Origin of the sequence: Pseudomonas massiliensis (genome assembly GCF_000826105.1) — a bacterium.
Taxonomy (GTDB): domain Bacteria; phylum Pseudomonadota; class Gammaproteobacteria; order Pseudomonadales; family Pseudomonadaceae; genus Aquipseudomonas; species Aquipseudomonas massiliensis.
The window spans coordinates 84,052-109,550 of sequence record NZ_CCYK01000006.1; the positions used below are offsets into that span (position 1 = coordinate 84,052).

Below are 25,499 nucleotides of genomic sequence, written 5' to 3' on the forward strand. Positions count from 1 at the left end.
CCACAGAGGTAAAAGGCGGCATTCTACCCCCGTGGTGCCGGCGAGTTACAAAACCTTCACGCCGCCTGGGTGGAACACGGCCTCGGCCGGGACGATCCCATTGACCAGGGGCGCGCCGAAGGCATCCAGGTCGATTTCGAAGCGGTCACCGGGGCGCGCGGCGATGCCGTCAGCGAAGGATAGCGTTGCCGTGCCGAAGAAGTGCACATGCACGTCGCCTGGCCTGAGGAACTGCGCGTACTTGAAGTGGTGATATTCCAGATTCTCGAAGCTGTGGCACATATTGGCCGCGCCGCTGAGAAACTCTTTCTCCCATAGCACCTTGCCGTCCCGGTGAATGCGACTGGTCCCGGCCAGATGCTCGGGTAGCGGGCCAACGCGCAGCTCGGGGCCGAACGAGCAGGCGCGCAGCTTCGAATGGGCCAGGTAGAGGTAGTTCTTGCGCTCCATCACATGATCGGAGAACTCGTTGCCCAACGCGTAACCCAGGCGATACGGCCGGTGGTCCGGGCCGATCACGTACAGACCGGCCAATTCCGGTTCCTCGCCAGCGTCCTCGGCGAAGGGCGGAAGCGGGAAGGCAGCGCCCGGGCGTACCAAAATGCTGCCGTCACCCTTGTAGAACCATTCCGGCTGCACGCCTGCCTGGCCCGCCGGCGGCTTGCCGCCCTCCACGCCCCACTTGAACACCTTCATGCTGTCGGTGATGGCGCTGTCGTCCTGAGCTTGCTGGTGCATCTTGTCCCGGGTGGAGGCACTGCCCAGGTGAGTCAGTCCGGTACCGGTCACCAGCACGTGGGCAGTGTCAGGATGATCCAGGGGCGACAGGATACGCTGCTCTTCGAGCAGTTCCCGGTAGTCCAGCCGTTCGCCTCGACGGTAGCGGTCAACCTGGGTTGCCAGGTCACGTCCCTCGTCGATAGCCTGCAAGGCCAGCTCGCGGGTGCTGGCGACGCCCAGCAGCAACTGGACCTGTTGTTCTTCGACCAGGCCGACGTGGCGGTTGCCATCAGCGGTTTGCACTTGTACTAGACGCATGGTGAGGCTCTCTCTGGCAGGTCAGGAACGGGCGCTGGCGGCGAATTTTTCCGCGGGCAAGGCATGGCGCTTCTCCAGCACCCGGTACACGATGAACGTCAGCGCCAGGCCAAACAGCATGACGCCGGTGAGGAAATAAAGGCCGCTGGCGAGTTGGCCGGTGGCCTCTTTCAGCGCGCCCACCACGAAGGGGCCCAGGTAGCCGCCCAGGTTGCCGACCGAGTTGATCAAGGCAATGCCTGCCGCGGCGCTGGCGCCAGCGAAGAAGCGACCCGGCAATGTCCAGAACACGGCCGTGCAGGAGAACAGCGAGAACGCCACCAGGCACAGGGCCGCCAGTTGCAGGGCCGGGCCGGCCAGCCAGGCCGCGCCGAACAGGCCGGCGGCCCCGAGCACATAAAGCACGGCGAGATGGCCATAGCGATCATTGAGGCGGTCCGAGCTGCGCGGCACGATCAGCAGGCCAATGATGCCGAACACATAGGGCACCGCCGAAATGAAGCCCGTTGTCAGGTCACTGCCGCCGAACTGCTTGATCAAGGTGGGCAACCACAGGCCCAGGCCGTAGATACTCAGCGTAACCGGCAGGTAGAACAGCGCTAGCAGCAGTACCCGGAAGTCCTTGAGCGCATGCAAGGGGTTGCCGTGGCGGGTTTGTCCGAACTCGCGCAGATCCTTGTCCAGTTCGGCCGCCAGCCAGGCCTTCTCAGCGTCGCTGAGCCAGGTCACCTGCCCTGGGCCGTCCGGCAGCCAACGCAATACCGGCCAAGTCAGCAGGATCGCCGGTAAGCCGATGACGATGAACAGCCACTGCCAGCCATGCAGGCCCAGCACCCCGTCCAGCCCCAACAGGCCGCCGGAAACCGGGCCGGTGATCATCATGGCGATAGGCTGGGAAAGGATGAACAGCCCCAGGATCTTGCCGCGGTGGCGGACCGGAAACCATTGGGTAATGTAATAGAGCACGCCAGGGAAGAACCCTGCCTCGGCGGCGCCGAGCAGGAAGCGCATGACATAGAAGCTGGTCGGCCCCTGGATGAACGCCATGCCGATGGTGATGGCGCCCCACGTAAGCATGATTCGGGCGAACCAGCGACGCGCGCCGAAGCGCTCCAGCATCAGGTTGCTCGGAATTTCCAGCAGGAAGTAACCGATGAAGAACAGCCCGGCACCCATGCCATAGGCGGCATCCCCGATGCCGACGTCTGCCCCCATGTGGAGCTTGGCGAAGCCCACCGCGGAGCGGTCCACGTAGGCAATCAGGTACAGCAGGACAAGGAACGGAATCAGCTTGAAGGTGATGCGGCGTATAAGCCCGAGTTCCTGGCTCATGAGGCGGTCTCCAGGTCTGTTGTTGTTATGAACCTGTCTAGGGCGGGGCTTCGGCCGGAAGCCATGGCCAACGCCCCTCTTAGATGTCGCTGGACTATATAGTATTACTATTTGAGCAACAAGATCTTCCAATTAGCCGTGACTGCGCCTATTTTAGATGCACGCGCCATCATTAGTCTTACAATAAGAGAGCCCGCCATGTCTGATACGCCTGACAAAAAACCCACCCTGCGCTCGGCCCAATGGTTCGGGACCAACGACAAGAACGGCTTCATGTACCGCAGCTGGATGAAGAATCAGGGCATTGCCGATCACCAGTTCCATGGCAAGCCTATCATCGGCATCTGCAATACCTGGTCCGAGCTCACTCCCTGCAATGCCCACTTCCGTCAGATCGCCGAGCATGTGAAGCGCGGCGTGCTCGAGGCCGGCGGCTTTCCGGTCGAGTTTCCGGTGTTTTCCAATGGCGAGTCGAACCTGCGCCCCACCGCCATGCTCACCCGTAACCTGGCAAGCATGGACGTAGAGGAAGCCATTCGCGGCAATCCGGTCGACGGCGTGGTGCTGCTCACCGGTTGCGACAAGACCACCCCTGCCCTATTGATGGGCGCCGCCAGTTGCGACGTGCCGGCCATAGTGGTCACCGGCGGGCCTATGCTCAACGGCAAGCACAATGGCCGGGACATCGGCGCCGGCACCATCGTCTGGCAGATGCACGAAGCCTACAAGGGCGGCCTCATCGGCCTGGATGAGTTTCTTTCCGCCGAGGCCGGCATGTCCCGCTCGGCGGGTACCTGCAACACCATGGGCACCGCCTCGACCATGGCCTGCATGGCCGAGTCCCTGGGGGTTTCCCTGCCTCATAACGCCGCCATTCCCGCGGTGGACTCGCGGCGCTATGTACTGGCGCATATGTCCGGCATGCGCGCCGTGGAAATGGTCAAGGAAGACTTGCGCTTGTCGAAGGTTCTGACCCGGGAGGCTTTCGAAAACGCCATCCGCATCAATGCCGCCATTGGCGGCTCCACCAATGCGGTCATCCATCTTAAAGCCATTGCCGGACGCATGGGCGTGGATCTGGAACTGGACGATTGGACGCGTATCGGTCGAGGTACCCCCACCCTGGTGGACTTGCAGCCCTCGGGCCGCTTCCTGATGGAAGAGTTCTACTATGCCGGCGGGCTGCCCGCGGTGCTGCGCCGCCTCGGCGAGCATAATCTGCTGCCCCACCCCGACGCCCTGACCGTCAATGGCAGGTCGCTCTGGGAGAATGTGAAAGCCGCGCCTATCTATGGCCAGGATGAAGTGATCCGGGCCATCGATAATCCCTTGGTCGCTGACGGCGGCATTTGCGTGCTACGTGGAAACCTGGCTCCCAATGGCGCGGTGCTCAAGCCTTCGGCGGCCACGCCGGCGCTGATGCAACACCGTGGGCGCGCCGTGGTTTTCGAAAACTTCGAGATGTACAAGGCGCGGATCAACGACCCGGATCTGGATGTGGACGCCGATTCCATCCTGGTGATGAAGAATTGCGGGCCCAAGGGTTACCCCGGCATGGCCGAGGTGGGCAACATGGGCCTGCCCGCCAAGCTGCTGGCCAAGGGCGTGACCGACATGGTGCGCATTTCAGACGCCCGCATGAGTGGCACGGCCTATGGCACTGTGGTCTTGCATGTGGCTCCCGAAGCGGCCGCAGGCGGGCCCCTGGCGGCTGTGCGCGAGGGCGACTGGATCGAGCTCGATTGCGCCAGCGGCCGCTTGCATCTGGACATCAGCGATGAAGAGCTCGCCGCTCGGCTGGCGGACTGGCAGCCGGCGACAAGCAACCTAATCCCCGGCGGCTACCGTCAGCTCTACATCGACCATGTCATGCAGGCCGACCAAGGCTGTGACTTCGATTTCCTGGTAGGCTGCCGGGGATCAGAGGTGCCGCGGCACTCGCACTGAGGCAGTAGCTGCCTCAACCGAACTTCAGGGCGTAGTTGTTACGGACGTGCCGGTTGATATAGGTGGTCAAGCCAGTACCCCGCTTGGCCAGGCGCTGCATCTCGTACACCGCTGCCAGCCCCGGGCGGTTGGCGTCGTAAAGGTAAAGGGTCGAGCGGTCGACAAAGCGCAGCGTGATGCTGTCCCCGTCGATGCGATAAGCCACCACCCCGCTGTTGCCGTTCGGGCTGGCATAGGGCTGCAGGGCGCTGCTGGCCTCCGATGCGCCTTCGGCGCCCGGCGTTGGGGTGGGTGCTGGCGTCGGCGCCGTGCGGATGCCCTGCTCCGCGTCCCGCACGGCGCGCTTGACCTTCTTGCGCCAGCCCGGCCAGCTCTCCGGCTTTTTCTTGCGGGTGAACTGCCGTTGCCTGCCCAGGTAATCTTGCCCGAAGGCAGCCTGAGCAAGCCCCTTGCGCCCTGGAATCTCGTTTTCCATTTCACTCATTCTTTAGTGCACGAATGAACCAACGATCTTGTTTGCTCGCCGTCGTTGTGTTCGGCCCGACTGCGACTATTCAGGCTGGAGAACATCCTTTCCATCAGCGCAACGGTTCACCGCAAGCACCGCACTAAAACTACTATCAGGCCGACAACCCCTGCAAAGCCTGAACCCTAAAATAGTAGAAATACTCCCAATCCTACTACTATCTTAGTAGCCCTCTGTTACCTGCCCTCCCTGGCCGCCCCCTTGCTCACCTACGTAGCCACCCAGCCGCCAGCCAACAGCCGCCGAGCGACGCCCCCCCGGAGCCAATTTTGATGGACATGATGCGGTTCAACGATTTCTATCTCCGCCTGTACAAGGGCGACGCCAAGCAGGACGGCCCGGCCATCTTGGAGGATTTCTACACCCTCTGGCGGGAAGCGGAAAATTCGGGCGTGGACGCAGAGTTTCTCCGCGAAGAAGCCAAGGGCGTCCTTCAGCGAATCGTGGCCAAGGATTTGTTCTTATTGGCTGCCTGTGAGTGGATCGGGACAAAGGGTCATTTCAAGCTCGGCAAGGCACTGGCCCACGAGGTTAGCGTCCACTACCTGCAACAGCCTGAGTTACTGAAATTTGCGCTATCCGAGACCACCGAAGAATGCGCCACTACCGTAGCCCGTAGGTTGTGTGCGCTGGATGTCCCGGTAGCAGTCTCACTCGGATGGGCGCTGAGCATCAGCGAAGACCTACCTCCGAGCCAACTGATTGCGAGCACCATAGCCAAGGTCACCAATTTCCTAGCCACGGAACACCCGGCAACCTGTAAACGCCTTCTGGATTCAAAGTCATCGCCGTTTGCTGACTCGCAGGTTGCCCAGCAACTAGCAGGAAGGCTTGCCACTGAACTCGATGCCTTGGAAGCGCTGCCCCAGTTGGTCGAGCTCCGGATGTCATCGGAAATGCGCCGGAGCTTCCGCTACCTGCGCCGAAATGAAAGACGAGCGGTCACCGAGCGAGCGCAAGGCGATTCCTTCCTCGCCGACATGTTTATGCTTTCGGAGCATTTCAAATACGCCAACCAAGTCGCAGTGGAACACCACAACAATCAGCAAAAGGTAGAGACCATGATCCCCATGTTCACTCATGAGATGAGTGTGGAACTGCCCCAGACCTGGATCGCCGATCCTCTCCTTTATGGACACATGGTGGCGGATCTGTGGGAGGTGGCCGGCCAATGAGTATCCAACTGGTTTTATCCCATTACCTTTCAGGGCTTCGCGAACGCGACGAGTTAGACGCCCTCCTCCCGGATTTGCTTCAGGCGATGGGCCACTCGGTGCTGAGCCGCGCCCAAGTTGGTGTGAACCAAGGCGGGGTTGACGTGATGTCCACCAAGGAAAATGAAGAGGGTGACACGGAAGTCTTCATGTTTGTCATCAAATTTGGGAACGTAAGCCGAGGTGACTTCTACGGTAGTCAGCAAGCAATCCTTCCGTCCATCCTCCAGGCATCGACCGAGTACCTCCGGAACCGATTGCCCGAAGCGTTGCGCGGTTTCAAGAAGCGGATCGTCCTTGTCTCAAACGGTGTTCTGAAACAGGATGCCCAGTCGGATTATGCCTCCCTGTCGACCCAAGTAACCGAGATGGCCCCCCTGTGTTCGCTGGATTTTTGGGGTATGGATCAGCTGAGCCCGTTCATTGAGAAGTACCTCTTTGACGATGCACTGCTGCTCGAAAAAGGTAAATCTGACCTCCGAGCAGCACTGGCAGGCCTAGAAGACACGCAGGCCTCATTCTCCAGGTTCGTGCGGTTCGTCGATGATTGCTTGAGCGCCAAGGAAGATGACCAAGACGTATCCGGCAATTCTCGTCGGAACCGCTTCTATAAACGGGCGGCTGCGGCGGCGGTGGGATGGGCAGTGCTGCTGGTTTGGGGCGAGAGCGAAGGCAACCAAAAGCCAGGTGTTCTCGCCGGTGAATACCTCTTACTCCGCCTGTGGGGCGAATCGGTCAAGCTGGGGGTGCAAAATGAGGCTCAATTCACCAAGAGATTTGAAACGCTTGCCCAGCTCCACGCCGATGCCCTGCTGCGGTACTACGAACGCGTAATGCCGTCACTTCTCAACCGCCGGAACATCCTCCGGTACCGCCCTGATCATGTGCTCTATTTGGACTTGATCTGCGAAGAGCTGGGCCGGTTGGGCACCACGATTCTTTTGCTCTTAACTCTGAAGTCCGATCGGAAAATCGTAGTGGCCGCGCATGGTTGTTTGGTGTCCCTCGTCAACGAACACAATGGCTGTCTCCTGCCGGCCTATGACGGACAGGCCATCGATCTCTCGCTTGCTATGGGGGCGATCCTGGCAACTGGTGACCACACCAGCGCACGCTCTATGCTTCAGGAATGCATAGATCGCTTCGACACAGCTCTAAGGCAGAACAGAGTCATGCCTGTAGACACTGATGACCTGGAAGACGCATTGGCGTTGTACTACGGAAAGGAGCCTGACAAGGCACGATTCTTCAAAACCACGACGCTCGTGCCAATGCTAGGAACCATGGCAGCCGTGCTGGGTGATCAGGACAGCCTCACCCAGCTGTCTGACGAGATCATCCCGAGATTGGAAGGTGTGACCAAGGAGCGCTGGTACCCCCAAAGAGCGCTGGAGACATTGGTTTGCTCCGATGCTTACGTGAATGGTGTTGGGATATCACGAGGCCTTACCGGCTTTCAGCCATCGTCAGCTGAGGAGCTGGAAGCATCTCTGAAGGCACCTGAAAAGGCCGCGCTTCCCGAAGATTTTTCTTGGCATGGCACTCCCTGGGAAGTATTAATTGCACCTTCAGCAAGGTTGCACCGTCACCCAGTACCGACTTGGTATCTGGCGAAGCTCGCGGGATTACAGCGATCTTCATAGTACGGCTCGACCCATCCCATCATTTCAATCCATAGAAAGGCTAGGCCCGACCTACACCGCATTGGGAGGTAGACGGGATGGACTCCGAAACCGGGAAATTGCAAAATTAAGGCTAACCCATGGATGTGCAAGAGACGTACGAAAGCTTATTGAAAGGTTATCAGCAAATTGTCTTCGACGACCTGACTCCCAAACTTGCTCTTTACCATTCATTATGTAAGAAATACGAAGAGAACAACGAGGTCTTTCTCGACAAAGCCGGCATCCTCGTATACGCAATACAGTCACTAGAAGTCGACACCCTTTTGCTCATGGCAAAACTACTGGACGGCAACCGATCCGACAGAAACATTATTAAATTTATTAATTTTAGTGACAGCAACCGCCTAGCGATAAAGTGGAAAACCGGAAACATTCCGGCAGAGTTAACAACGAAACACAATGAGCTTATCACTGAAAAACAAGAGATCATAAAGCGGATCACTGTACGCCGGGATAAATTCTTAGCGCATTCCGATAAGCAATATTTTCTGAACAGGGATAAACTGGACGAAGATTACCCTGTAAGCATCTATGAACTGATAGGTGTTGTTCAGTGTTTTCAGAAGATACTAACTGACCACAGCTTTGGACTGATGAGCGGTGGACGAGTATCATACGAGGACTTCTTCTACATCGAAGTGGATAATTTGTTGAACAAAATCATGTACCCAGAGCATTTTATGTGACCTTGCTCAAGCCCTGACGAAACTCCTTGATTTTCTGCCATCTAGGCTGCAAGGCCGCCGCCCCCCAGACGGCCATAGTAGGCCGTTCTTCCGGGGCACCTATCGCTGTTTTCCACCGGTCGCAACCCCTTAAAAGCCTTCAAGTCAGGCGAGTGGAGTTGCACATCCACCAAATAACACCTCGAAGCAAAGCCCCTGGTCAGTCAGCTCCTGCCGCTGCCAGTCCTCCAGTCCTTCCAAATAGGGGTCTAGGCGGCTGATTTCACGAACGCCCCTTTTTCATCGTCACACCAGCAGAAGCCAGGAGTGAGGTTAGTAGCAACTGCAACGACAGGAGTTGCAACGCCCCCACACAAAACCGGAAGCTTGAGTGAGTCCTGGCCCCTCGGCTAGGACAGCCTTCCAACAGGAGTTGCTATGACCCATATCCGATTCATTCCCAGTCAACCTACACGTTTCCCACACACGAACGAAGCCCTGTTCGCCATTGCCATATGGCCAGTGCTGTTCGCGGTCGGCTGCTGGCAAACGCCACAGATCGCCCAGTTCCTGAACGGTCAAGGGCTTGAAATCAGTACGCTGCAGGTCTTTCTGGCAGGCTTGGGGGCCTACCTATTTTTGCTCGGCAAGCACCGGGTATTGAACCGCCGCTATTTCGAGCGCCACGCAGTCGATATTGCCTGGCATCGTCGGCTGTGCGAGGTTGATCAGGAGATGGTTGCCGCAGGCCAGGCTGGTACCGATACGCATAAGGCCTTAATGAGCGAGATAGCGCAGCTTCGCAAGGAGCTGGGTTTCCTGATCGACGCGGACAACTTCTACCGCAAGCTGAAAATCTTGATCGATGTGATGAGCTGGCTGCGCAGTAAGCTCAAATAACTCCCGTCGTCCGCCGGCAATACACAGTCCGAGCTCGCAGCACCGAACCCGGCTTCTACCGTACCTGATCAGGCAGTTGAAATACGACCATGACAACCGAGCTTAACATTCACAGCATCAGAGGGCTCACCCGTCTCGCGCTACCTGCTGACGATGGATACATTTACCGACTGGGTGTCGCGCTGTATGGTTTCGCTTCGCTGAGCAGCTTCATGGCCGAGGTCGCCCACCATATGGATCCGTGCGTAGATCGTACGGAGCTTCAAGCGAAAACCGGCGGCCACATATTAGACGGTTTCCGCGCTAGCCTTAAAAAAGCCAAAAAAACACTGCCGGCGGTGGGGCCCATTGGCAGGGTCGCCGCCGACATGTTCCAGGCGCTGAACACCAGGCGATCAGACATCGTGCATGCCTACCCCATCACCGACGATGCCAACCAGCAAATACTGCACCGTCGACTGGACGAGAAAAATCGATACTTCGACGTCACAAATGAACTCTTGGACAAGTTCATCAGCAAGCTTCATGAGGTGAGTCTCAAGCTCTACCAAATTCGCGCTATCGTGAAGCCGGAGCTCGGTGATCATCGAGAGGAGCTGAGCGAAAGTCGCTAGGGAATGCAGTCGGTTGCCATGAACGAGCCCCATGAAAGACAGGACACCGTTCCCCCCTTAAGATAAGGGATAGGCAAACGGGTATGTTTATGACTAACAGCAACGATAAGGGTGGTGAGCTGCTCGGCCATGAACGCCGTCGCCGCTGGAGCACCGACCAGAAGCTGGCCATGGTTCGCGAGAGCCTTGAGCCCGGACAAAGCGTTTCCGTGGTGGCCCGGCGCAACGGCATCAACGCCAACCAGCTGTTCCTGTGGCGCAAGCTGTACCAGGATGGAAGCCTGTCGGCGGTCAGTGCTGGTGAGGCCGTGGTACCGGCATCTGAACTGAACGATGCGCTCAAGCAGATCCGCGAATTGCAACGCATGCTAGGCAAGAAAACGATGGAAGCGGAAGTCCTCAAAGAGGCCGTGGAGATCGCTCGCTCGCGAAAATGGATTGCGCACTCACCCTTGTTGCCGGGGAGGCCCGGTAAGGGGACGACCAGTGAAACTGGTCAGCAAATGTCTCGGTGTGTCGCGCTCGCAATTAACGGTTCGAATCAAGCAATCGGTATCGCCCAAGGCACGGCGCCGCCGGCTCGTGAACGATACAGAATTGGTCGCAGAGATCAAGCAACAGGTCAGCGAGTTGCCGAGCTATGGTTACCGTCGCGTCTGGGGTTTGCTGCGCCGCGAGCGGGAAGTCCAGTCGCTGGCCCCGATCAATGTGAAGCGGGTTTATCGAGTGATGCGCGACCACAACCTGCTGTTGGCGCGACGCATCAAGCAACCGGGCGTACCACGCCGCCACGAGGGCCGCATCGCCGTTACCACCAGCGATACCCGCTGGTGCTCTGATGGCTTCGAGTTCCGCTGCGACGATGGTGCAAAGTTGAGCGTGACTTTTGCCCTGGACTGCTGCGACCGATGAAGCCATCGGCTGGGTTGCCAGCCCGACAGGCTACAGCGGCGATGACATTCGAGACTTGATGTTGGAAAGCGTGGAGAAGCGTTTTGGCAATCTACTACCGAGCACGCCAGTGCAATGGTTGAGTGATAACGGCTCGGCCTATGTCGCCGAGCAGACGCGTCTGTTTGCTCGCCAGATCGGCTTGCAGCCGGTGACTACACCGGTGCGCAGTCCGCAGAGCAACGGCATGGCAGAGAGCTTCGTGAAGACGATCAAGCGTGATTACGTGGCGCACATACCCAAACCGGATCGAGAAACGGCGCTGCGCAATCTGACGATTGCCTTCGAACATTACAACGAGCAGCATCCGCACAGCGCTCTGAAATATCGGTCGCCGAGAGAATTTAGGCGCTTGGCAGCAGCATCAATTTAACGGGGAATTGGTGTCCGGTTTGGTAGGGGCAAGTCCATGCCATAACCTGCCCCAACACCACCTACCTGCTGCAGCGGTAGGTGTGGACTGACGTAGCTGCAACCTGGCAATGAAGAGATGAGAATGGGCGGTGCAGCTACCACCTAGGTACGTTCAAATTAACGGCGCGGAAGGGATCGCATGTGCATGCACACGGTCTCCCACTGCCCGAACCGGAACCGGTTGTACTGGCGAACCAGGACAACTTTTCCATGATTGTTCATGGCGTATTCTCCATCTGATCTCAGCGGGCCGCTGATAGCCTTTACATCACGTGCAAAGCGAGCAGATGAATGACAGGCAGGAAGGACAGTCCTTGGTGGTAGCTGCAGGCGCAATGCTATCAGTGCAACCTCGGCCTGGAAAGCCAAGCGAAAGGGTAAAACGATGCACTCTCGGCGCATTCTCAGCAAATGAGCCCTTGGATCAGCTGTCGATCTAAAAAAACCGCTGCAAGGGGCCACGCACGTCGTTCCCATGCCCTAGATCAGGATGCATGCGAGCGCTACCCCATCATCTTGTCGTAATGCTCCTGAAATTCCGTTCTGACAAAAACCTGGCGGAAGCGCTCGATGTACACCGCCGGATCGATCTCACCAAAATCGGTGATGTTCACAGCATCAGCATGGGACTCGCGGTTGATGTAGCGGTACAACGAGCGGAACTGGGGATCTTCATCGCTCAGGTCTTCGAGCGCTTTGGCGAGCCTGTCCTGGCGGTGCACGAACGTGAAGTAGTACTCCAGGATATTTCGCATCATGTTCGGGATGACGGTGGCCGATGTGCGTCCACTCAAGGCGTCCTTGATGGCCTGCCAGAAAGCCTGGTAGTCGTTCTGGATCTCCTTGGGTTGCATCGCGACCACTGCGCTGAAATCGGACTTGGTGATTCGGAATAGGGCCAACTGGCCTTCCTGCTGACCACCGCTCCCCCGGCCACGCCCTCCGTCTTCATTCATGAGCTTGACCATCTCGTGAAAGAAAAACAGGTTGTGGGTCAGGATGATCACCTGCTTGAAGCGGGTACTCGGGCTAATCACATGGCGCTTGATCAGGGAGGCAATGTCATACACGTAATTGTGGGACAAGCTTGAGATAGGATCATCGATCACGATGATGCGGTCGCTGATCAACCTTCCCGCAGTCGCGTTCAGCTCCCCATTACAGACTTCCAGAAAGTACAAAAAGGAGATGAGCGTTTTCTCACCCTCACTCAACGTCTCGAAGACACCCGCGCGTTGCTCGGGGCGCTGCAACCTGTATTGAGGGACATCTGCTTCCTCCTTGGTCAGCTCAAAACCTTTGAGGCCGAGGACGCGCAACCAGCGGTTGATGCTTTCAACCGACTGGTCAATATTCGTTATGGCTGCCCTGGAATGGTCGATGATTTCGCGTTGAGCCCTGGCCTTGACCCGTAGCGCCTCAATGGTGTCCCTGGCTTTTTGCTGAGCCTCGGCAAGTTCCTGATCCACTTGAGCATAATGATCCAGCAATGCACCAGCTGAAGTTCTGAGCACGCTCCAGAATCGATCCTTGATCCGGGCCAGATGAACCTGCTTGTTTTTGACCTTGAGGTTGAAGGCGTCGATTTTTTCCTGTTCGACCGCAATGCACTCATTCAAGGCTTCAAACAACCCTGCGCTGGACTCAAGCTCAACCACGATCGACGGGCTAGCTATCTTTTTCTCGATAGTCTGAATGTTGCGCTGAAGCGCTGCAGTTAGGTTTGAGATGGCCAGTTGAAACGAAGGTTGCTGATAGCTCGGACTACGCAGGCGCTGCAGCGTTTGCTCAACAGCTCCGACGTAACGGCGTTGCAGGTTCGTTAGGTCACGTATGCGCTGTTCGTAGGTCTTATCGAAGATCTTAGCAATCTCGCCATGAAAACCTTCCGGTAACGGCTGCTGACAGAAGGGGCATAAATCATCGTCTATGGGGGGGAATGTCAGCGCATGCTGAACCCAGTCCGAATGGCCGAGCGCGTGGATGAGACCTGCCAAGTAGGAGTTGTCTGTGCCCGTGATGATCTCCCTGAAAATAGGGTTGGGCTCAAGCTCGGAGCTTGGGAATCCGACAAGCGAAATAGAGGGCAACTGCGCGTCCGTTGCCGCCTGAAGCTCAGTGGCCTCCGCCATCAATTCGGCAGTGGTAACAATATCCGACACTTCAGAGGTGGCCTGGATCCTATCCAGCAGGCGCTCTTTGGTGTTCACACCTTGAAGGCAGTAAGCCAAGGGCGAGCCATCGAATGGTGTTTTGAGCTTCCACAGGCCGTCTTTCAATGCCTGCTTCTCAGTGTCTCGGGCCGCCTTACTCGCCTTGCCCTTGGCCATCTCCTCTTCTTGCTGGGTCGACAGCAACTTGATTTCGGCCTGCGCAGCATTCAGAGCATTCTCGGCCTCGATGTTGCCTGCGTTGAGTGTAAACACCCCGGGCTGCGCTACGTCTTCATGGAAATTCATCTCCATGAAGGTGTGGTTGTAGACCAGAATTTCGCGTTCGGGGTCAGCAGGCGCCATGCTGCAACTCTGGTAGCACGCCTTGCCTGGCATTTGCAGGTAGTTGCCAATCGTGCTCTTACCGGTGCCATTTTGCCCATAAAGCATGCTCACACGCTTTAGAGGGCCGATGAGGGTCGGGGCGTTAGGCGAATAGCTTGATACGCCGCGTATGAGCAGATTCTCAATCACAAGGGCTGTCCGTGGCACGCAGAGATTCCGAGATTAAGCCCTCTGCCAAAAATTGCAATGTGCCATCACAGAACTCTTCCTGTCACCAGAACGGCCAACTCATACCAGTCCGATGCCGTTGGCGTATGCTAGGGCGCGCAAAGCCCTGCTTGACCAACGCACCCAGCAATTTAAGGGATCAGGATGATGCAGCCCCCTCTTCGGGAACAGGACAAAACTCAGCTGTGGCTCAACCAGTTCGATAAGCGGCCTGAATCGCCCCTGGTTTCATAGACACCTCCAAGCCTCATAATGAGGTCCAAAAGGAGGCGCCATGAGTCGTCAGCGTTATACCGAAGAATTCAAGATCGAAGCGGTCAAGCAAGTGACCGAGAAAGGCAGACCTGTCGCCGATGTGGCCCAGCGCCTAGGCATGTCCGTTCACAGCCTCTACGCCTGGATCAAGCGCTATAGCAAGCCCCAGGAGCAGCGTCAGCAAAACGATGACCAGCAAGCCGAGCTGCGTCAGCTTCGCGCTGAACTCGAGCGCGTGACCGAAGAGCGAGATATCTTAAAAAAGGCCGCCGCGTACTTTGCCAAGGAGTGCGGCTGAAGTACGCCTTCATCAAGAAGCACTCGATTGATTACCCAGTTCGGCGCCTTTGCCAAGCCCTCAGGGTGCACCCCAGCGGCTACTACGCCTGGCTGGCCGAGCCTCAATCTGCCCCGCGAAAAGGAAGATCAGCGCCTGCTTGGCTTGATCAAACATGCTTGGCTGGAAAGCGGAGGCGTGTACGGCTACCGCAAAATTCACGATGACCTGCGTGAGCTGGGAGAGGCCTGTGGGCGAAATCGGGTCGGGCGCTTGATGCAGGCGCAGGGGCTGCGTTCGCAAACGGGCTATCGACGGCGCCCAGGGTTTTACGGCGGAAAACAAACAGTAGCCTCGCCCAACCACCTTGCGCGGCAGTTCAAGGTCAGTGAGCCGAATAAGGTCTGGGTAACCGATATCACCTATGTCCGCAGCTATGAAGGCTGGCTGTACCTGGCAGTCGTGCTGGATCTGTTCTCCCGCCAAGTGATTGGTTGGTCAATGAAGCCCAGGATGTGCAGTGACCTGGCGATCGACGCGATGTTGATGGCCGTTTGGCGACGCAAGCCTCAGCAGCAAGTGATGATTCACTCAGATAGTAAGAATGTCATGGCCAGTGTTTCCGGATGGTCTGACTCACACAGCGATGGACCAATGATGGATGATCTGGTCGTGAAGTGTCTCGGCTGGTCTGACCCACACTCTGATCGACTCTGTGTCTTTCCTTGGATCTGTCGGCCAACCGGGAACACTGCACGTTGAGGTGACCGCCTCGCCGATACGTGTGACTCAAGAAGGGCCTGACGCCACGTCACTTTACTGTCTTGTCCAGGTATTCGGTTCGAGCGAATCAATCTGTGACTACAGAACCGGAGCGACCAACCATGGGCGACGTCAAGACCGGCAATACTTCGACGAAAATCGTAGGCGGTGTGGATACCCACAAAGATCTGCACGTGGCCGCAGTTGTGGACGAACAGGATCGTATCCTGGCCAGTGAAAGCTTTGCCACCACCCGTCAAGGTTACAAGCAAATGCTGACGTGGATGCGCTCGTTTGGTGAGCTGACGCGCGTTGGCATCGAATGTACCGGAACGTACGGCGCCGGCCTGCTGCGCTACCTGGAGCAGGCCGGCATCACTGTTCTCGAAGTGACCGCGCCTGATAAAAGCGATAGGCGTAAACGCGGCAAAGACGACACATTGGATGCCGGGAATGCTGCACATGCGGCCTTTGCAGGTATTCGTACGGTGACTCCCAAAAAGCGAGATGGAATGGTCGAATCGCTGCGTGTGCTCAAGGTTTGCCGCAAGACCGCCATACAAGCTCGCCGCGTTGCGTTGCAACTCATCCAGAACATCATTGTCAGCGCACCTGATGAGGTTCGTGAGCCGCTACGCAAACTGACGCGTATGCAATTAATCCGCACACTGGCAGCCTGGCGTCCAGATTTATCAAGCTATCGTCAGGTTGCACCTGCCTATCGGATCGCTTTAAAGACGCTGGGTCGACGTTATCTTGAATTGCATGACGAGATCGCAGACCTGGATGTGATGATTGCTGGCTTGGTTGACGAGCTCGCACCAGAGTTGGTTTCCCGCAATGCCATTGGTTACGAGACAGCTGCCCAGCTTCTGTTGACGGCGGGGGACAACAGCGATCGTTTTCGCTCAGAGTCAAGCTTCGCGGCCCTTTGTGGCGTGAGTCCGGTCCAGGCCTCTTCAGGAAAGGTAACGCGACACCGTTTGAATCGAGGTGGTGACCGTGCCGCGAACAGTCCTTTGCATATCATCGCCATAGGACGTATTCGGACAGACGCCCGTACGCAGGCTTATGTCAGCCGACGTATCGCTGAAGGGCATTCGAAGCGGGAGGTTATCTGGTGCCTCAAGCGCTACATTGCGCGCGAGGTGTACGACATCATCCAAAGGCGCAATTGCATCATCAATCAAAACGCGATATCCACTTGACGCTTAGAAGGGCGTCCAAGGCAGTCAGTTCAGTAGCTCAGATTGGCAAAGCTTCCTTAAGGCCAACAATGTGATCAGCAGCATGAGCCGACGCGGAAACTGTCATGACAATGCGGTAGCCGAAAGCTTTTTCCAGCTTTTGAAACGGGAGCGAATCCGACGAAGAATCTACGCGACTCGTGACGAGGCCCGGAGTGATATCTTCGATTACATCGAAATGTTCTATAACCCTAAACGCCGACACGGCAGCGCTATGAAGCTGTCGCCGGTAGAGTATGAGAAACGCCATTTTCTGAGCTTGGAGGCTGTCTAGAAAACCGGGGGCGATTCAATAATATATCTTGAAAATACTTCTTCGTCCCTGAAGGACAAGGCACTAGCCCAACTGGTCGCCAACCGTGAAATTCAACGGATGCTCGGGGCCAGGGAAAGTTGTGAAGACATCTACCGCCTGCTGGATTCAACTGCCAAGTGGTCAGCTATGCCAGCCTGCGCAGAACCCGTCATGAAGGGTTACTGGGCTTTTTCTGCTGGACACCCGTTACGACGCACTCCGCAATGAGGGTACCCAGGCGCTGAGTTGCTTTGACAATGTGGTGGGCCATTTCAGCCTGTTCACACGTTATCGAGATACTTCGAAATGGGTCGAGCATACTTTCTACCGCTATTGTTGGCAGCGGCTGATTGGCCGAAAGTTTAGAAGGTCACGGGCGACGTTAACAATGCTCCATACTTAGCCTCCCAGTGCCTACATGGCTTTCAGTATTCGATCGGGAAGTTTGAACAGCGAAGCGCTTGGACATCAAGGCAAACCCTGGTACAGCCCTCAAGCCGCTTGCGCTATCATGCTGGCTTCGCCCGTTTCAGGTCTCGCCCCACCCCATGGATTACCGCAAACCTTCAGATCGCAAGAGCATGCATGCCCGAATCGTCCAGGAACTGGGCATGCATATTGTGTCTGGCCGGTTTCCACCGGATCAGAAGCTGCCGCCTGAAGCGACCCTGTGCGAGGAATACGCCGTCAGCCGGCCGGTGCTCCGGGAAGCCACCCGAGTGCTGGTGGCCAAGGGGCTGGTGTACTCGCGCCCCAGGGTTGGCACCGTGGTCAAGCCGCGCAAGGAATGGCACCTGCTGGACCCGGACGTTCTGCACTGGGTGATGCAGACCACGCCACAGAACGAATTTTTCGCCCTGCTCACCAGCGTACGGGCCATCATCGAGCCGGCGGCGGCGGCCCTGGCGGCGCAGAACGCCACGGACGAGGATGTGACGGGCATCAGCGAGGCCTATCAGCGCATGGAGGCGGCCAGGACACCCGATGCGGTGCTGCAGCCGGATCTGGACTTTCATAGCCGCATCGCCGATGCCACCCACAACCCTCTGCTCGCTCACCTGTGCGACATGCTGGCCATGGCCTTGCGCGAGGCCCTGCGTCACTCCAACCAGCGCCCGAACCTTCACGAGCTGGCCCTGCCTCGACACAAGGCGATTCTCACCGCCATCGAAAACCGCGACCCCCTTGGCGCCCAGCATGCGGCCCTTGTTCAACTGGACGATGCCCGCACAGCGCTGAACGTGGTGCTGGGCCAACAGCTCGGCCTTGCCCATCCCCCCACTGCGGGCGAGCCTGGCAGGAGCGATACCCGGCTCGATCATTAGGTGATCGGCAAGGATACCCAGCTTGCGCTGGGTAGCATGGCAAGGGCCTACCGAAGTTCAGACCTTCGGGCTACCAGGAAACGGGCCAGCGCTGGCAACAGCCACAGGGCGCCGAACATGTTCCAAAGCAACATGAAGGTCAGCATCAGCCCCATGTCTGCCTGGAACTTGATGGCCGAGAACATCCAGGTCGCCACTCCTATCGCCAGGCACAGGCCAGTGAAGAGCACGGCCTTGCCGGTGGAACGTAGGGTTTCATAGTAGGCCTGCTGTAGCGGCAGACCGGCTTTCAGGAAAGTGGACAATCGGCTGTAGATGTAGATCCCATAGTCCACCCCGATGCCTACCCCTAGCGCGATCACCGGCAAGGTCGCCACCTTCACACCGATGCCCATGGCCGCCATCAGGGCATTGCCCAGCACGGAAGTGAGCACCAGAGGCAACACGATACAGAGCGTGGCCGCCACCGAGCGGAAGGTAATGAAGCACATCACGGCCACGCAGAGGTACACCAGCGCGAGAATGGTCCGCTCAGCCGAGGCGATCACCTCGTTGGTAGCTGCCTCGACCCCGGCATTGCCGGCCGCCAGCAGGAACTTGAGGTTGTCCCGGTCGTGATCGGCGGCGAAAGCCTGCACCGCCGCGGTGACCGCCTTTAGGGTCTCGGCTTTATGGTCATTGAGGAACACCAGTACCGGGGCCAGGGAGCAGTTGGCGTTATACAGACTGTCGGCCCGGGCAATGGAGTTGTTGAGCACATCCTGGTTGCGCGACAAGGCCTCCCACTTGAGGCTACCCTCGTTCATGCCCTTGATCACCTGCTTGGAAACGGTAACCAGGGACACCGCCGATTGCACCCCCGGCGTGCCCTCCAAGGCCCAGCTCAGCTCATCGATGGCCGCCATCACCGGGTAGCTGGAGCATTGCTCTGCACCGGTCTTGACCATCACCACCAGTACGTCCGAGCTGGTGGAGTAATGCCCGATGATGAAGGCGTTGTCCTGGTTGTAACGTGAGTCCGCCCGCAGCTCCGGCGCGCCCTGGTCCAGGTCACCGATTTGAAGGCGCTGGCTGTACCACAGGCCGACCCCGAAGGCGATCAATGCCAGCAGCAGCGAAACCGGCGCTACCTTCGGGCTGGCGAACGTCGACAACAGGCGCCAGAAACGATGCTCACGATGGGCGTCCCGCCGGCTGCGTGCCACGGCGCTAGGACTGATGCCAACGTAGGAGATCGCTACCGGAAGCAGAATGAGGTTGGTGAACACGATCACCGCCACTCCCACCGAGGCACCGATGGCCAGCTCGCGGATGACGCCGATATCGATCACCAGCAAGGTGATGAAGCCTACCGCGTCCGCGAGGATGGCGATCATCCCGGGCAGGAAGAGCTGCCTGAAGGTGCGCCGGGCAGCCGTCAGCGCATTGTCGGCCTCACCGGACTGCAAGGCGATGCCATTGATTTTCTGAACGCCATGGGAGATGCCAATGGCAAAGATCAAAAACGGCACCAGCATGGAATACGGGTCCAGCCCAAAACCAAGCACATGCATCAGGCCCAGTTGCCAGACCACTGCGACCAGGGTCGCCAACAGCACCGCGAGGGTGCCTCGCAGGCAGCGGGTAAACCCCAACAGCAGTACCAGGGTGACCACCAGCACTATGGCGAAGAACATCACCACCATGACCAGGCCATCGATGAGGTCGCCCACTTTTTTCGCAAAGCCCACCATGTGGATGCGAACCTGCGGGTTTTGGGCCTGGTACTTCTCGCGTACCTGGGCTTCCAGGGCATGGGACAGCGCGCGGTAATCCAGCTGTGTCACCGAGCCGGGATCTTGCGGGTCGGCATAGCGTTCCAGCAAAGGTACCTCGATGATGCTGGAGCGAAAATCATTGGCTACCATCCGCCCGACCAGGCCCGACTTCAGTACGTTGTCATGCAACCTCGCCAGGCTTGCGGCCGAGCCATCATACCCTGGCGGGATGATTTCACCCCCCGCGAACCCTTCCTCGGTGACCTCGGTCCAGCGTACGCTGGGACTCCACAATGACTTGAGCCCGGCCCGGTCCACACCTGGCAGGTAGAACAGTTCGTCGTTGATCTGGCGCAGGGTCTCCATGTATCCCGCCTGGAAAATATCCCCTTCCGTGCTTTCCACCGCAATTCGCAGGCTGTTTCCCAGGTTCGCCAGGTCGTTGCGGTGAGCGAGCATGTTCTGGATGTAGGGATGACTCAGGGGGATCATCTTTTCGAAACTGGTCGACGGCCGGATCTGCAGCGCCTGCCAGAACAACAGCAGGCTGGTCAGCAGGCACAGCCCGATGACCGCGGGGCGGTGATTGAAGATCAAGCGCTCGAGCACACCGACACGCTGCGACTCCGCCGGGGGTGGTACCAGGGCCTGGTTCATCGCATGCGCTCCGTAAGCTCTGTGGGCTGGGCCTGACGGGCGCCGCCCTGCCCGACCAGCCAAAGGTTGCCACCTGGTGCCTGGGCTACCGCGGCCAGCGCCTGGCGGTCCGGTCGAGTGCGGCTGCTGAAGGTAGCGCCGTCATCCTGGCTGTAGAGCACCGTGCCGCCGTTGCCGACAATCACCAAGGCCCCGTCAGCCAGCAGCGCCCCTCCCGCCAGGCCACTGTCCAGGGCCCCTTGGCCGCCTACGATGGTCACCGCCTGCCAGGAGTCGCCGCTGTCGGTCGAGCGCAGCACATTGCCCCGCAGCCCGTACACCAGCAGGGTGCCAGGAGCATGGGTCGCCAGTACGCCGAAGAACGACCCCTGATAGGGGCTATCCAGCCGTTCCCAGGTCAGACCTTGATCACGCGAGCGAAACAATCCGCCCTGCTCGCCCACGATGAACAGGTTGCCATCGCCACTGGCGGAGATGGCGTTGAGGTGCAACTGATCGGGATTGTCGAGTCGAGCCCCGGCCTCTTCCCAATGTGCTCCACCGTCTTCGGTAGCCAGCAGTTCTCCATAGGCACCGATCGCGATGCCACGCTGGGCATTGGCGAACCAGACATCCAGCAAGGGCGCCTCGCGCTCTGGTGCCTGCCGCTGAAGCGTCCAGTGGCTGCCGCCGTCGACAGTGGCGAGAACCTGGGCGTCGTGGCCGACGGCCCAGCCATGCTGAGGGTCGGCAAAGAACACCGCCGTCAACAAGACCTGGGTAGGCGAATCCGCCAACTGCCAGTTCCGTCCCTGGTCATCGGAATACAGGATTTGCCCGCGGGCACCTACGGCTACCAGGCGGTTGCCCGCCGTGGCTACGTCTACCAATAGGCTCCGCAGCGCGCGCTGCGCTGCTGTAGGAGCCAGCTCGGCCTGCGCGGGCCACATTGGCAAGGCGCAGGCTGCGAGCAGTGCCAGGGCAAGAAAAAGGGGTTTCCCCATGGAGCCTTCCCTTGTTGTGTTGTTATCGGTGGCTGCTGGAGAGAGGTTATAGCGAAGTCAGGGGCCATGGGAGGCCCCATTCACGCCAGCAATGAAGCAGGTGTGGCCCATCGCATGGCGTCTGGTGCCCCTCGAGGGTCCGACAGGCGCCGGGGCGCCTGCCTGCGTCAGGCCAGGCTCTTGCTCACCACTTCGAACACATCGCTGGAGAGCGGCCCGCTGGCCTTGATGCGCTCCAGTTCACCTTTCATCAACGCCTGGCTGGCGCCACCGAACTTGCGCCAGCGGGTCAGTGGCGTCAGTTGGCGGGCGGCAATCTGCGGGTTCAAGGCATTGAGCTGGATCACCAGGTCTGCCAGGAAACGATAGCCGCTACCATCCGGTGCATGGAAGTTGATGTGGTTCTGCCCGGCGAAGGCGCCGACCAGGGCGCGTACCTTGTTGGGGTTGCGCAGGCTGAAGGCCGGGTGCTGCATGAGGGCCTTGACGCGCTCCAGGCCACCGGGCAGCGTGCTGGCCGCCTGCACGCTGAACCACTGATCCATGACCAGCGGATTGTCCTTGAAATGCTCGGCGAAAGCCTCCAAAGCCTTGGCCCGCTCTGCCTCGAACGGGGAATTGACCAGCACGGCCAGGGCAGCCAGGCGCTCGGTCATGTTGTCACAATGGTCGTACTGCTCGAGGGTAGCCTGCAGCACTTCAGGGCGCCCGCTGAGCATCAGGTAGGACAGGGCGATGTTCTGCAGGCTGCGGCGGGCGAAATGCGCGGCACTGGCTTCGTAGACAGTGCCCCGTGAAACCTCCCGGTTGGCGCTGTAGCGCTTCCAGAGCCCGTCGAACAGGGCCTCGGCAATGCGCTGGCGGGCGAATTCGCGAGCGGCATGAATGGCCTGCACATCGGCCACTTCACTGAGCTCCATCAGGTAGGCTTCGCCAGGCAAGGACAGCATTTCGGCGACCATGGCCTGATCCAGGCTCGTATCGGCCAATACCGTGCCCAGCGCCGTGATCAAGCGCTCGTCCATGTTCAGGGGCTGATGAGCCTGGTGCTGGCCCACAAGCTCCTGAAGCACCTGTACCGCCAGTCGCTGGCCGGCGTCCCAGCGATTGAAACCATCGCTGTCGTGCTGCATGAGGAACATCAACTGGTCACGGTCGTACGGGAAGCTCAGCTTCACCGGCGCGCTGAATCCGCGCAGCAAGGACGGCAAAGGCTTGGCGGTCACGCCCTCGAAGGTGAAGGACTGCTCGGCTTCCGTCACTGCCAGCACGCGTTCGGTGCCGGTGGCCACGGCCTCGCCTTGCAGGCGCAACTCCAGATCGCGGCCTTGGGCGTCCAGCAATCCGAGCGCGACAGGAATGACGAACGGCAGCTTCTCGGCGCTTTCCGGGGTGGCCGGGCAGCTTTGGCGGAAAGTCAGGGTGTAGGTTTGCGCGGCCTGGTCGTAGGCTTCGCTTACCGTCAGGCGCGGGGTACCCGCCTGGCTGTACCAGCGCTTGAACTGGGTGAGGTCGGCGCCATTGGCGTCTTCCATGGCCTTTACGAAATCATCGCAGGTGACTGCCTGGCCATCATGGCGCTCGAAGAACAGGTCGCTACCCTTGCGGAAGCCCTCGGCGCCCAGCAGGGTCCGAATCATTCCGACCACTTCCGACCCTTTCTCGTACACGGTAAGGGTGTAGAAGTTGGAAATTTCCATGTAGCTGGCCGGGCGCACCGGATGGGCCATGGGGCCGGCATCTTCGGCGAACTGGTGAGTGCGCAGGTAGGCGACATCCTCGATGCGTTTCACCGTGGCCGAGTTCATGTCGGCGGAAAACGCGGCGTCGCGGTAAACCGTGAAGCCCTCTTTCAGGGATAGCTGGAACCAGTCACGGCAGGTTACCCGGTTGCCAGTCCAGTTATGGAAATATTCGTGGGCAACCACCGCCTCCACGCGCTGGTGGGCGGCATCGGTGGCGGTCTCGGCCCGCGCCAGGACGCAACTGGAGTTGAAGATGTTCAACCCCTTGTTTTCCATGGCGCCCATGTTGAAGTCGTTGACCGCCACGATCATGAAGATGTCCAGGTCGTACTCGCGGCCATACACCTCTTCATCCCAGCGCATGGATTTCTTGAGGCTGGTCATGGCGTGCTGGCACTTGTCGATGTTCTCCGGTTCGACATAGATGCGCAGGGTCACGTCCCGTCCGGAGGCGCGGGTGAAGCTGTCTTCCACGCACCAAAGGTCTCCGGCCACCAGAGCGAAAAGGTAGGCGGGCTTTTTGAAAGGGTCTTCCCAGGTGGCCCAGTGACGGCCGTCCTCGCCCTCCCCGCTGGCGATAGGGTTACCGTTGGAAAGCAGGATGGGGTAACGCTGCTTGTCCGCGCTCAGGCTGGTGGTGAACCGGCTCATCACGTCAGGGCGGTCCAAGTACCAGGTGATCTTGCGGAAGCCTTCCGCTTCGCACTGGGTGCAGAACATCTTGCCGGATTTGTACAGCCCTTCCAGGGCGGTATTGGTTTCCGGATGGATGCGCACGCTGCTGTCCACCACGAAGTTCTCGGCCCTGGGATGCAAGGTCAGGTGTGCGTCGTCGAGCTGATATTCGTCGCTGCCCAGGTCCCGGTCATCGAGCTTCAAGGCCAGCAGCTCCAGTTCCTGGCCGTCCAGCACCAGGGGTGGCAGGCCCGGACCGGCCGCGGGGTTGCGCCGCATCACCAACTGGGCATGTACCAGGGTGTGATCTTCGTGAAGCTCGAAGGTCAGGTGGGTTTCGTCGATCAGGTAGTCGGGGGCCCGATAGTCCTTCAGGTAGATCGTCTTTGGCTGTTCGGTGCGCATGGCCTCGTCCTTCTACTGGTGCACGGCGAGCTGGTAGGCCGTGTATTTGCGAATGTTGATCACGCCGGTGTCGAATATCAGGTATTGACCCTTGATGCCGGTCAGCGTGCCTTCGGCCACCGGGGCCTTGTCCAGGTTGAAGCTGGTGATCTTGCCCGGATATGCCTGCACCGGATAGCGGATGTTCACCACTTCGGCGTCCGGGATCGGCTGGATCGCCTGCAGGCCGAAACGCTCCTGCAACAGGCTGATACCCGCGGCGCAACTGTCGAACAGTTGCTCGCGCAAAGCGGGCAGGTCCACGGCCTCGGCATCGCCCTTGAGCAGCGCGCGCCAGTTGGTGCGGTCCGGCACCTGGGTGCGGAACAGATCTTCCACCAGGCCCGATTGCTGCCGGGTGGCCACTCGCAGGATCGGCAGCGCCTGGCTGGCTCCCTGGTCAAGCCAGCGGGTGGGCACCTGGGTGGCGCGGGTAATGCCTACCTTTACACCTGAGCTATTGGCAAGATAGACGATATGGTCGGTCATGCAGAATTGCTCGCCCCAGGATGGCTCTCTGCAGGTGCCATGCTCGTAGTGACAGCGCTCCGGGCTCATGATGCACAGGTCACAGGCGGCGAGCTTGATCATGCAGGGGTAGCAATACCCCTGGCTGTAGCTGCTCTTGGTGCGCTTGCCACAGTGACTGCAATGGATGGCGCCCAGATACTCCAGCTTGAGCGTGCGGCCGATCAGCGGGTTGAGGGGCACCCGCGTCTCGCCCAGGCGCAGGTCATAGCAGGCCTGCTCGTTCTCGATGCGAACGGCCATTTTGCTGACGGAACCACGTCCGAGCTCGATCAATGGATGGCATCCGACTTGAACAGGATATTGGCCACGGGCACGGATTTGGAGCTGCACTCCTGCGGCCCCATGTAGCCGGTGCGCTGTTCTTCAGGAAGGTTCTGCGCTTCCCAGGCGATCACCGCCTGTAGCGACAGTTCCTTCTGTTCCTGGGTCAGCTTGCGCCCATCGGACCATTTTCCGATCTCCACGGCCAGTTTTAGGCTTTCGTAGATTTCAGGCGTAATGTTTTCGATCATGTCAGCGAAGGTGGTCATCGAG

The 25,499-nt window shown here is 58.9% G+C and carries 17 protein-coding genes and 3 pseudogenes; 11 read left to right on the forward strand and 9 right to left on the reverse strand.

The genetic code is table 11. From position 1 onward, the window contains the following. Window positions 1-45: 45 nt before the first annotated feature. A complete protein-coding gene (gene araD1, locus BN1188_RS06475; protein WP_040260631.1) occupies window positions 46-1,038 on the reverse strand; it encodes an AraD1 family protein in 993 nt (330 codons plus the stop codon). Between the two features lie 21 nt (window positions 1,039-1,059). Further along, a complete protein-coding gene (locus tag BN1188_RS06480) occupies window positions 1,060-2,370 on the reverse strand; it encodes an MFS transporter (RefSeq protein WP_040260632.1) in 1,311 nt (436 codons plus the stop codon). A gap of 198 nt (window positions 2,371-2,568) precedes the next feature. Between BN1188_RS06480 and BN1188_RS06485 the strand changes: the two genes are divergently transcribed. Next, window positions 2,569-4,317 carry an IlvD/Edd family dehydratase gene (locus BN1188_RS06485; RefSeq protein WP_040260633.1) on the forward strand — a complete coding sequence of 583 codons (1,749 nt, stop codon included), beginning with the start codon at window positions 2,569-2,571 and terminating at the stop codon, window positions 4,315-4,317. Between the two features lie 13 nt (window positions 4,318-4,330). On the opposite strand, the gene BN1188_RS21915 is transcribed toward BN1188_RS06485, so the two are convergent. Further along, window positions 4,331-4,792: a hypothetical protein gene (locus tag BN1188_RS21915; protein ID WP_232430906.1), complete on the reverse strand. Its 462-nt coding sequence runs from the start codon at window positions 4,790-4,792 to the stop codon at window positions 4,331-4,333. A 323-nt stretch (window positions 4,793-5,115) separates the two neighbouring features. Here BN1188_RS21915 and BN1188_RS06495 point away from each other — a divergent pair, with 323 nt between their 5' ends. The 6 genes and pseudogenes from BN1188_RS06495 (at window position 5,116) to BN1188_RS06520 (ending at window position 11,245) form a co-directional block, all read left to right on the forward strand. Further along, window positions 5,116-6,018, forward strand: a complete 903-nt coding sequence (locus tag BN1188_RS06495) for a hypothetical protein (RefSeq protein WP_040260634.1) — start codon at window positions 5,116-5,118, stop codon at window positions 6,016-6,018. Next, window positions 6,015-7,700, forward strand: a complete 1,686-nt coding sequence (locus BN1188_RS06500) for a hypothetical protein (protein WP_040260635.1) — start codon at window positions 6,015-6,017, stop codon at window positions 7,698-7,700. Before BN1188_RS06495 ends, BN1188_RS06500 begins: the two co-directional genes overlap by 4 nt. 119 nt (window positions 7,701-7,819) lie before the next feature. Continuing rightward, complete coding sequence (locus BN1188_RS06505; RefSeq protein WP_040260636.1) at window positions 7,820-8,428, forward strand: AbiU2 domain-containing protein; 609 nt, start codon at window positions 7,820-7,822, stop codon at window positions 8,426-8,428. A gap of 417 nt (window positions 8,429-8,845) precedes the next feature. Continuing rightward, a complete protein-coding gene (locus BN1188_RS06510) occupies window positions 8,846-9,307 on the forward strand; it encodes a hypothetical protein (RefSeq protein ID WP_040260637.1) in 462 nt (153 codons plus the stop codon). An 89-nt stretch (window positions 9,308-9,396) separates the two neighbouring features. Next, on the forward strand, window positions 9,397-9,921 hold the full coding sequence (locus tag BN1188_RS06515; RefSeq protein WP_052469180.1) for a hypothetical protein: 525 nt from the start codon (window positions 9,397-9,399) through the stop codon (window positions 9,919-9,921). An 89-nt stretch (window positions 9,922-10,010) separates the two neighbouring features. Then, window positions 10,011-11,245: pseudogene (locus BN1188_RS06520) on the forward strand (IS3 family transposase). 544 nt (window positions 11,246-11,789) lie between these two features. Here the strand turns inward: BN1188_RS06520 and BN1188_RS06525 are convergent. After that, a complete protein-coding gene (locus tag BN1188_RS06525; protein WP_040260639.1) occupies window positions 11,790-13,973 on the reverse strand; it encodes an AAA family ATPase in 2,184 nt (727 codons plus the stop codon). A gap of 313 nt (window positions 13,974-14,286) precedes the next feature. Between BN1188_RS06525 and BN1188_RS06530 the strand changes: the two are divergent. The 4 genes and pseudogenes from BN1188_RS06530 to BN1188_RS06540 form a co-directional block, all read left to right on the forward strand. Further along, a pseudogene (locus tag BN1188_RS06530) lies at window positions 14,287-15,174 on the forward strand (IS3 family transposase); the annotation flags it as partial. A gap of 254 nt (window positions 15,175-15,428) precedes the next feature. Next, on the forward strand, window positions 15,429-16,514 hold the full coding sequence (locus BN1188_RS06535) for an IS110 family RNA-guided transposase (protein WP_052469181.1): 1,086 nt from the start codon (window positions 15,429-15,431) through the stop codon (window positions 16,512-16,514). A 16-nt stretch (window positions 16,515-16,530) separates the two neighbouring features. Continuing rightward, window positions 16,531-16,827: pseudogene (locus BN1188_RS21490) on the forward strand (IS3 family transposase); the annotation flags it as partial. A 569-nt stretch (window positions 16,828-17,396) separates the two neighbouring features. Beyond that, complete coding sequence (locus BN1188_RS06540; protein ID WP_052469182.1) at window positions 17,397-18,173, forward strand: FadR/GntR family transcriptional regulator; 777 nt, start codon at window positions 17,397-17,399, stop codon at window positions 18,171-18,173. Window positions 18,174-18,220: 47 nt separating this feature from the next. Here BN1188_RS06540 and BN1188_RS06545 read toward each other — a convergent pair whose 3' ends face one another. From BN1188_RS06545 to BN1188_RS06565, 5 genes are all read right to left on the reverse strand, one after another. Further along, the gene (locus BN1188_RS06545) at window positions 18,221-20,587 is read right to left on the reverse strand and encodes an efflux RND transporter permease subunit (RefSeq protein ID WP_052469183.1); all 2,367 of its coding nucleotides are present in this window, start codon (window positions 20,585-20,587) and stop codon (window positions 18,221-18,223) included. Further along, window positions 20,584-21,570, reverse strand: coding sequence for a WD40/YVTN/BNR-like repeat-containing protein (locus BN1188_RS06550; protein ID WP_040260642.1), 987 nt, complete (start codon window positions 21,568-21,570; stop codon window positions 20,584-20,586). The genes BN1188_RS06545 and BN1188_RS06550 overlap by 4 nt, the downstream gene beginning before the upstream one ends. A gap of 167 nt (window positions 21,571-21,737) precedes the next feature. Beyond that, entirely contained in the window at window positions 21,738-24,395 is a 2,658-nt protein-coding gene (gene pepN / locus BN1188_RS06555; RefSeq protein ID WP_040260643.1) for an aminopeptidase N, read from the reverse strand. A gap of 12 nt (window positions 24,396-24,407) precedes the next feature. Next, window positions 24,408-25,238, reverse strand: a complete 831-nt coding sequence (locus BN1188_RS06560) for a DUF2797 domain-containing protein (RefSeq protein ID WP_084596166.1) — start codon at window positions 25,236-25,238, stop codon at window positions 24,408-24,410. Further along, window positions 25,235-25,495 (reverse strand): YeaC family protein, encoded by a 261-nt coding sequence (locus tag BN1188_RS06565; protein ID WP_040260645.1) that lies wholly within the window; start codon window positions 25,493-25,495, stop codon window positions 25,235-25,237. Before BN1188_RS06565 ends, BN1188_RS06560 begins: the two co-directional genes overlap by 4 nt. Window positions 25,496-25,499 lie beyond the last annotated feature (4 nt).

Excerpts from the sequence above, each read along its gene's own strand:
- BN1188_RS06480 (WP_040260632.1), bottom strand. The coding sequence starts at position 2,370 with ATGAGCCAGGAACTCGGGCTTATACGCCGCATCACCTTCAAGCTGATT.
- BN1188_RS06535 (WP_052469181.1), top strand. The coding sequence starts at position 15,429 with ATGGGCGACGTCAAGACCGGCAATACTTCGACGAAAATCGTAGGCGGT.
- BN1188_RS06540 (WP_052469182.1), top strand. The coding sequence starts at position 17,397 with ATGGATTACCGCAAACCTTCAGATCGCAAGAGCATGCATGCCCGAATC.
- pepN (WP_040260643.1), bottom strand. The coding sequence starts at position 24,395 with ATGCGCACCGAACAGCCAAAGACGATCTACCTGAAGGACTATCGGGCC.
- BN1188_RS06565 (WP_040260645.1), bottom strand. The coding sequence starts at position 25,495 with ATGACCACCTTCGCTGACATGATCGAAAACATTACGCCTGAAATCTAC.
- BN1188_RS06545 (WP_052469183.1), bottom strand. The coding sequence starts at position 20,587 with ATGAACCAGGCCCTGGTACCACCCCCGGCGGAGTCGCAGCGTGTCGGT.
- BN1188_RS06505 (WP_040260636.1), top strand. The coding sequence starts at position 7,820 with ATGGATGTGCAAGAGACGTACGAAAGCTTATTGAAAGGTTATCAGCAA.
- BN1188_RS06510 (WP_040260637.1), top strand. The coding sequence starts at position 8,846 with ATGACCCATATCCGATTCATTCCCAGTCAACCTACACGTTTCCCACAC.
- araD1 (WP_040260631.1), bottom strand. The coding sequence starts at position 1,038 with ATGCGTCTAGTACAAGTGCAAACCGCTGATGGCAACCGCCACGTCGGC.
- BN1188_RS06495 (WP_040260634.1), top strand. The coding sequence starts at position 5,116 with ATGGACATGATGCGGTTCAACGATTTCTATCTCCGCCTGTACAAGGGC.
- BN1188_RS06550 (WP_040260642.1), bottom strand. The coding sequence starts at position 21,570 with ATGGGGAAACCCCTTTTTCTTGCCCTGGCACTGCTCGCAGCCTGCGCC.
- BN1188_RS06500 (WP_040260635.1), top strand. The coding sequence starts at position 6,015 with ATGAGTATCCAACTGGTTTTATCCCATTACCTTTCAGGGCTTCGCGAA.
- BN1188_RS21915 (WP_232430906.1), bottom strand. The coding sequence starts at position 4,792 with ATGGAAAACGAGATTCCAGGGCGCAAGGGGCTTGCTCAGGCTGCCTTC.
- BN1188_RS06515 (WP_052469180.1), top strand. The coding sequence starts at position 9,397 with ATGACAACCGAGCTTAACATTCACAGCATCAGAGGGCTCACCCGTCTC.
- BN1188_RS06485 (WP_040260633.1), top strand. The coding sequence starts at position 2,569 with ATGTCTGATACGCCTGACAAAAAACCCACCCTGCGCTCGGCCCAATGG.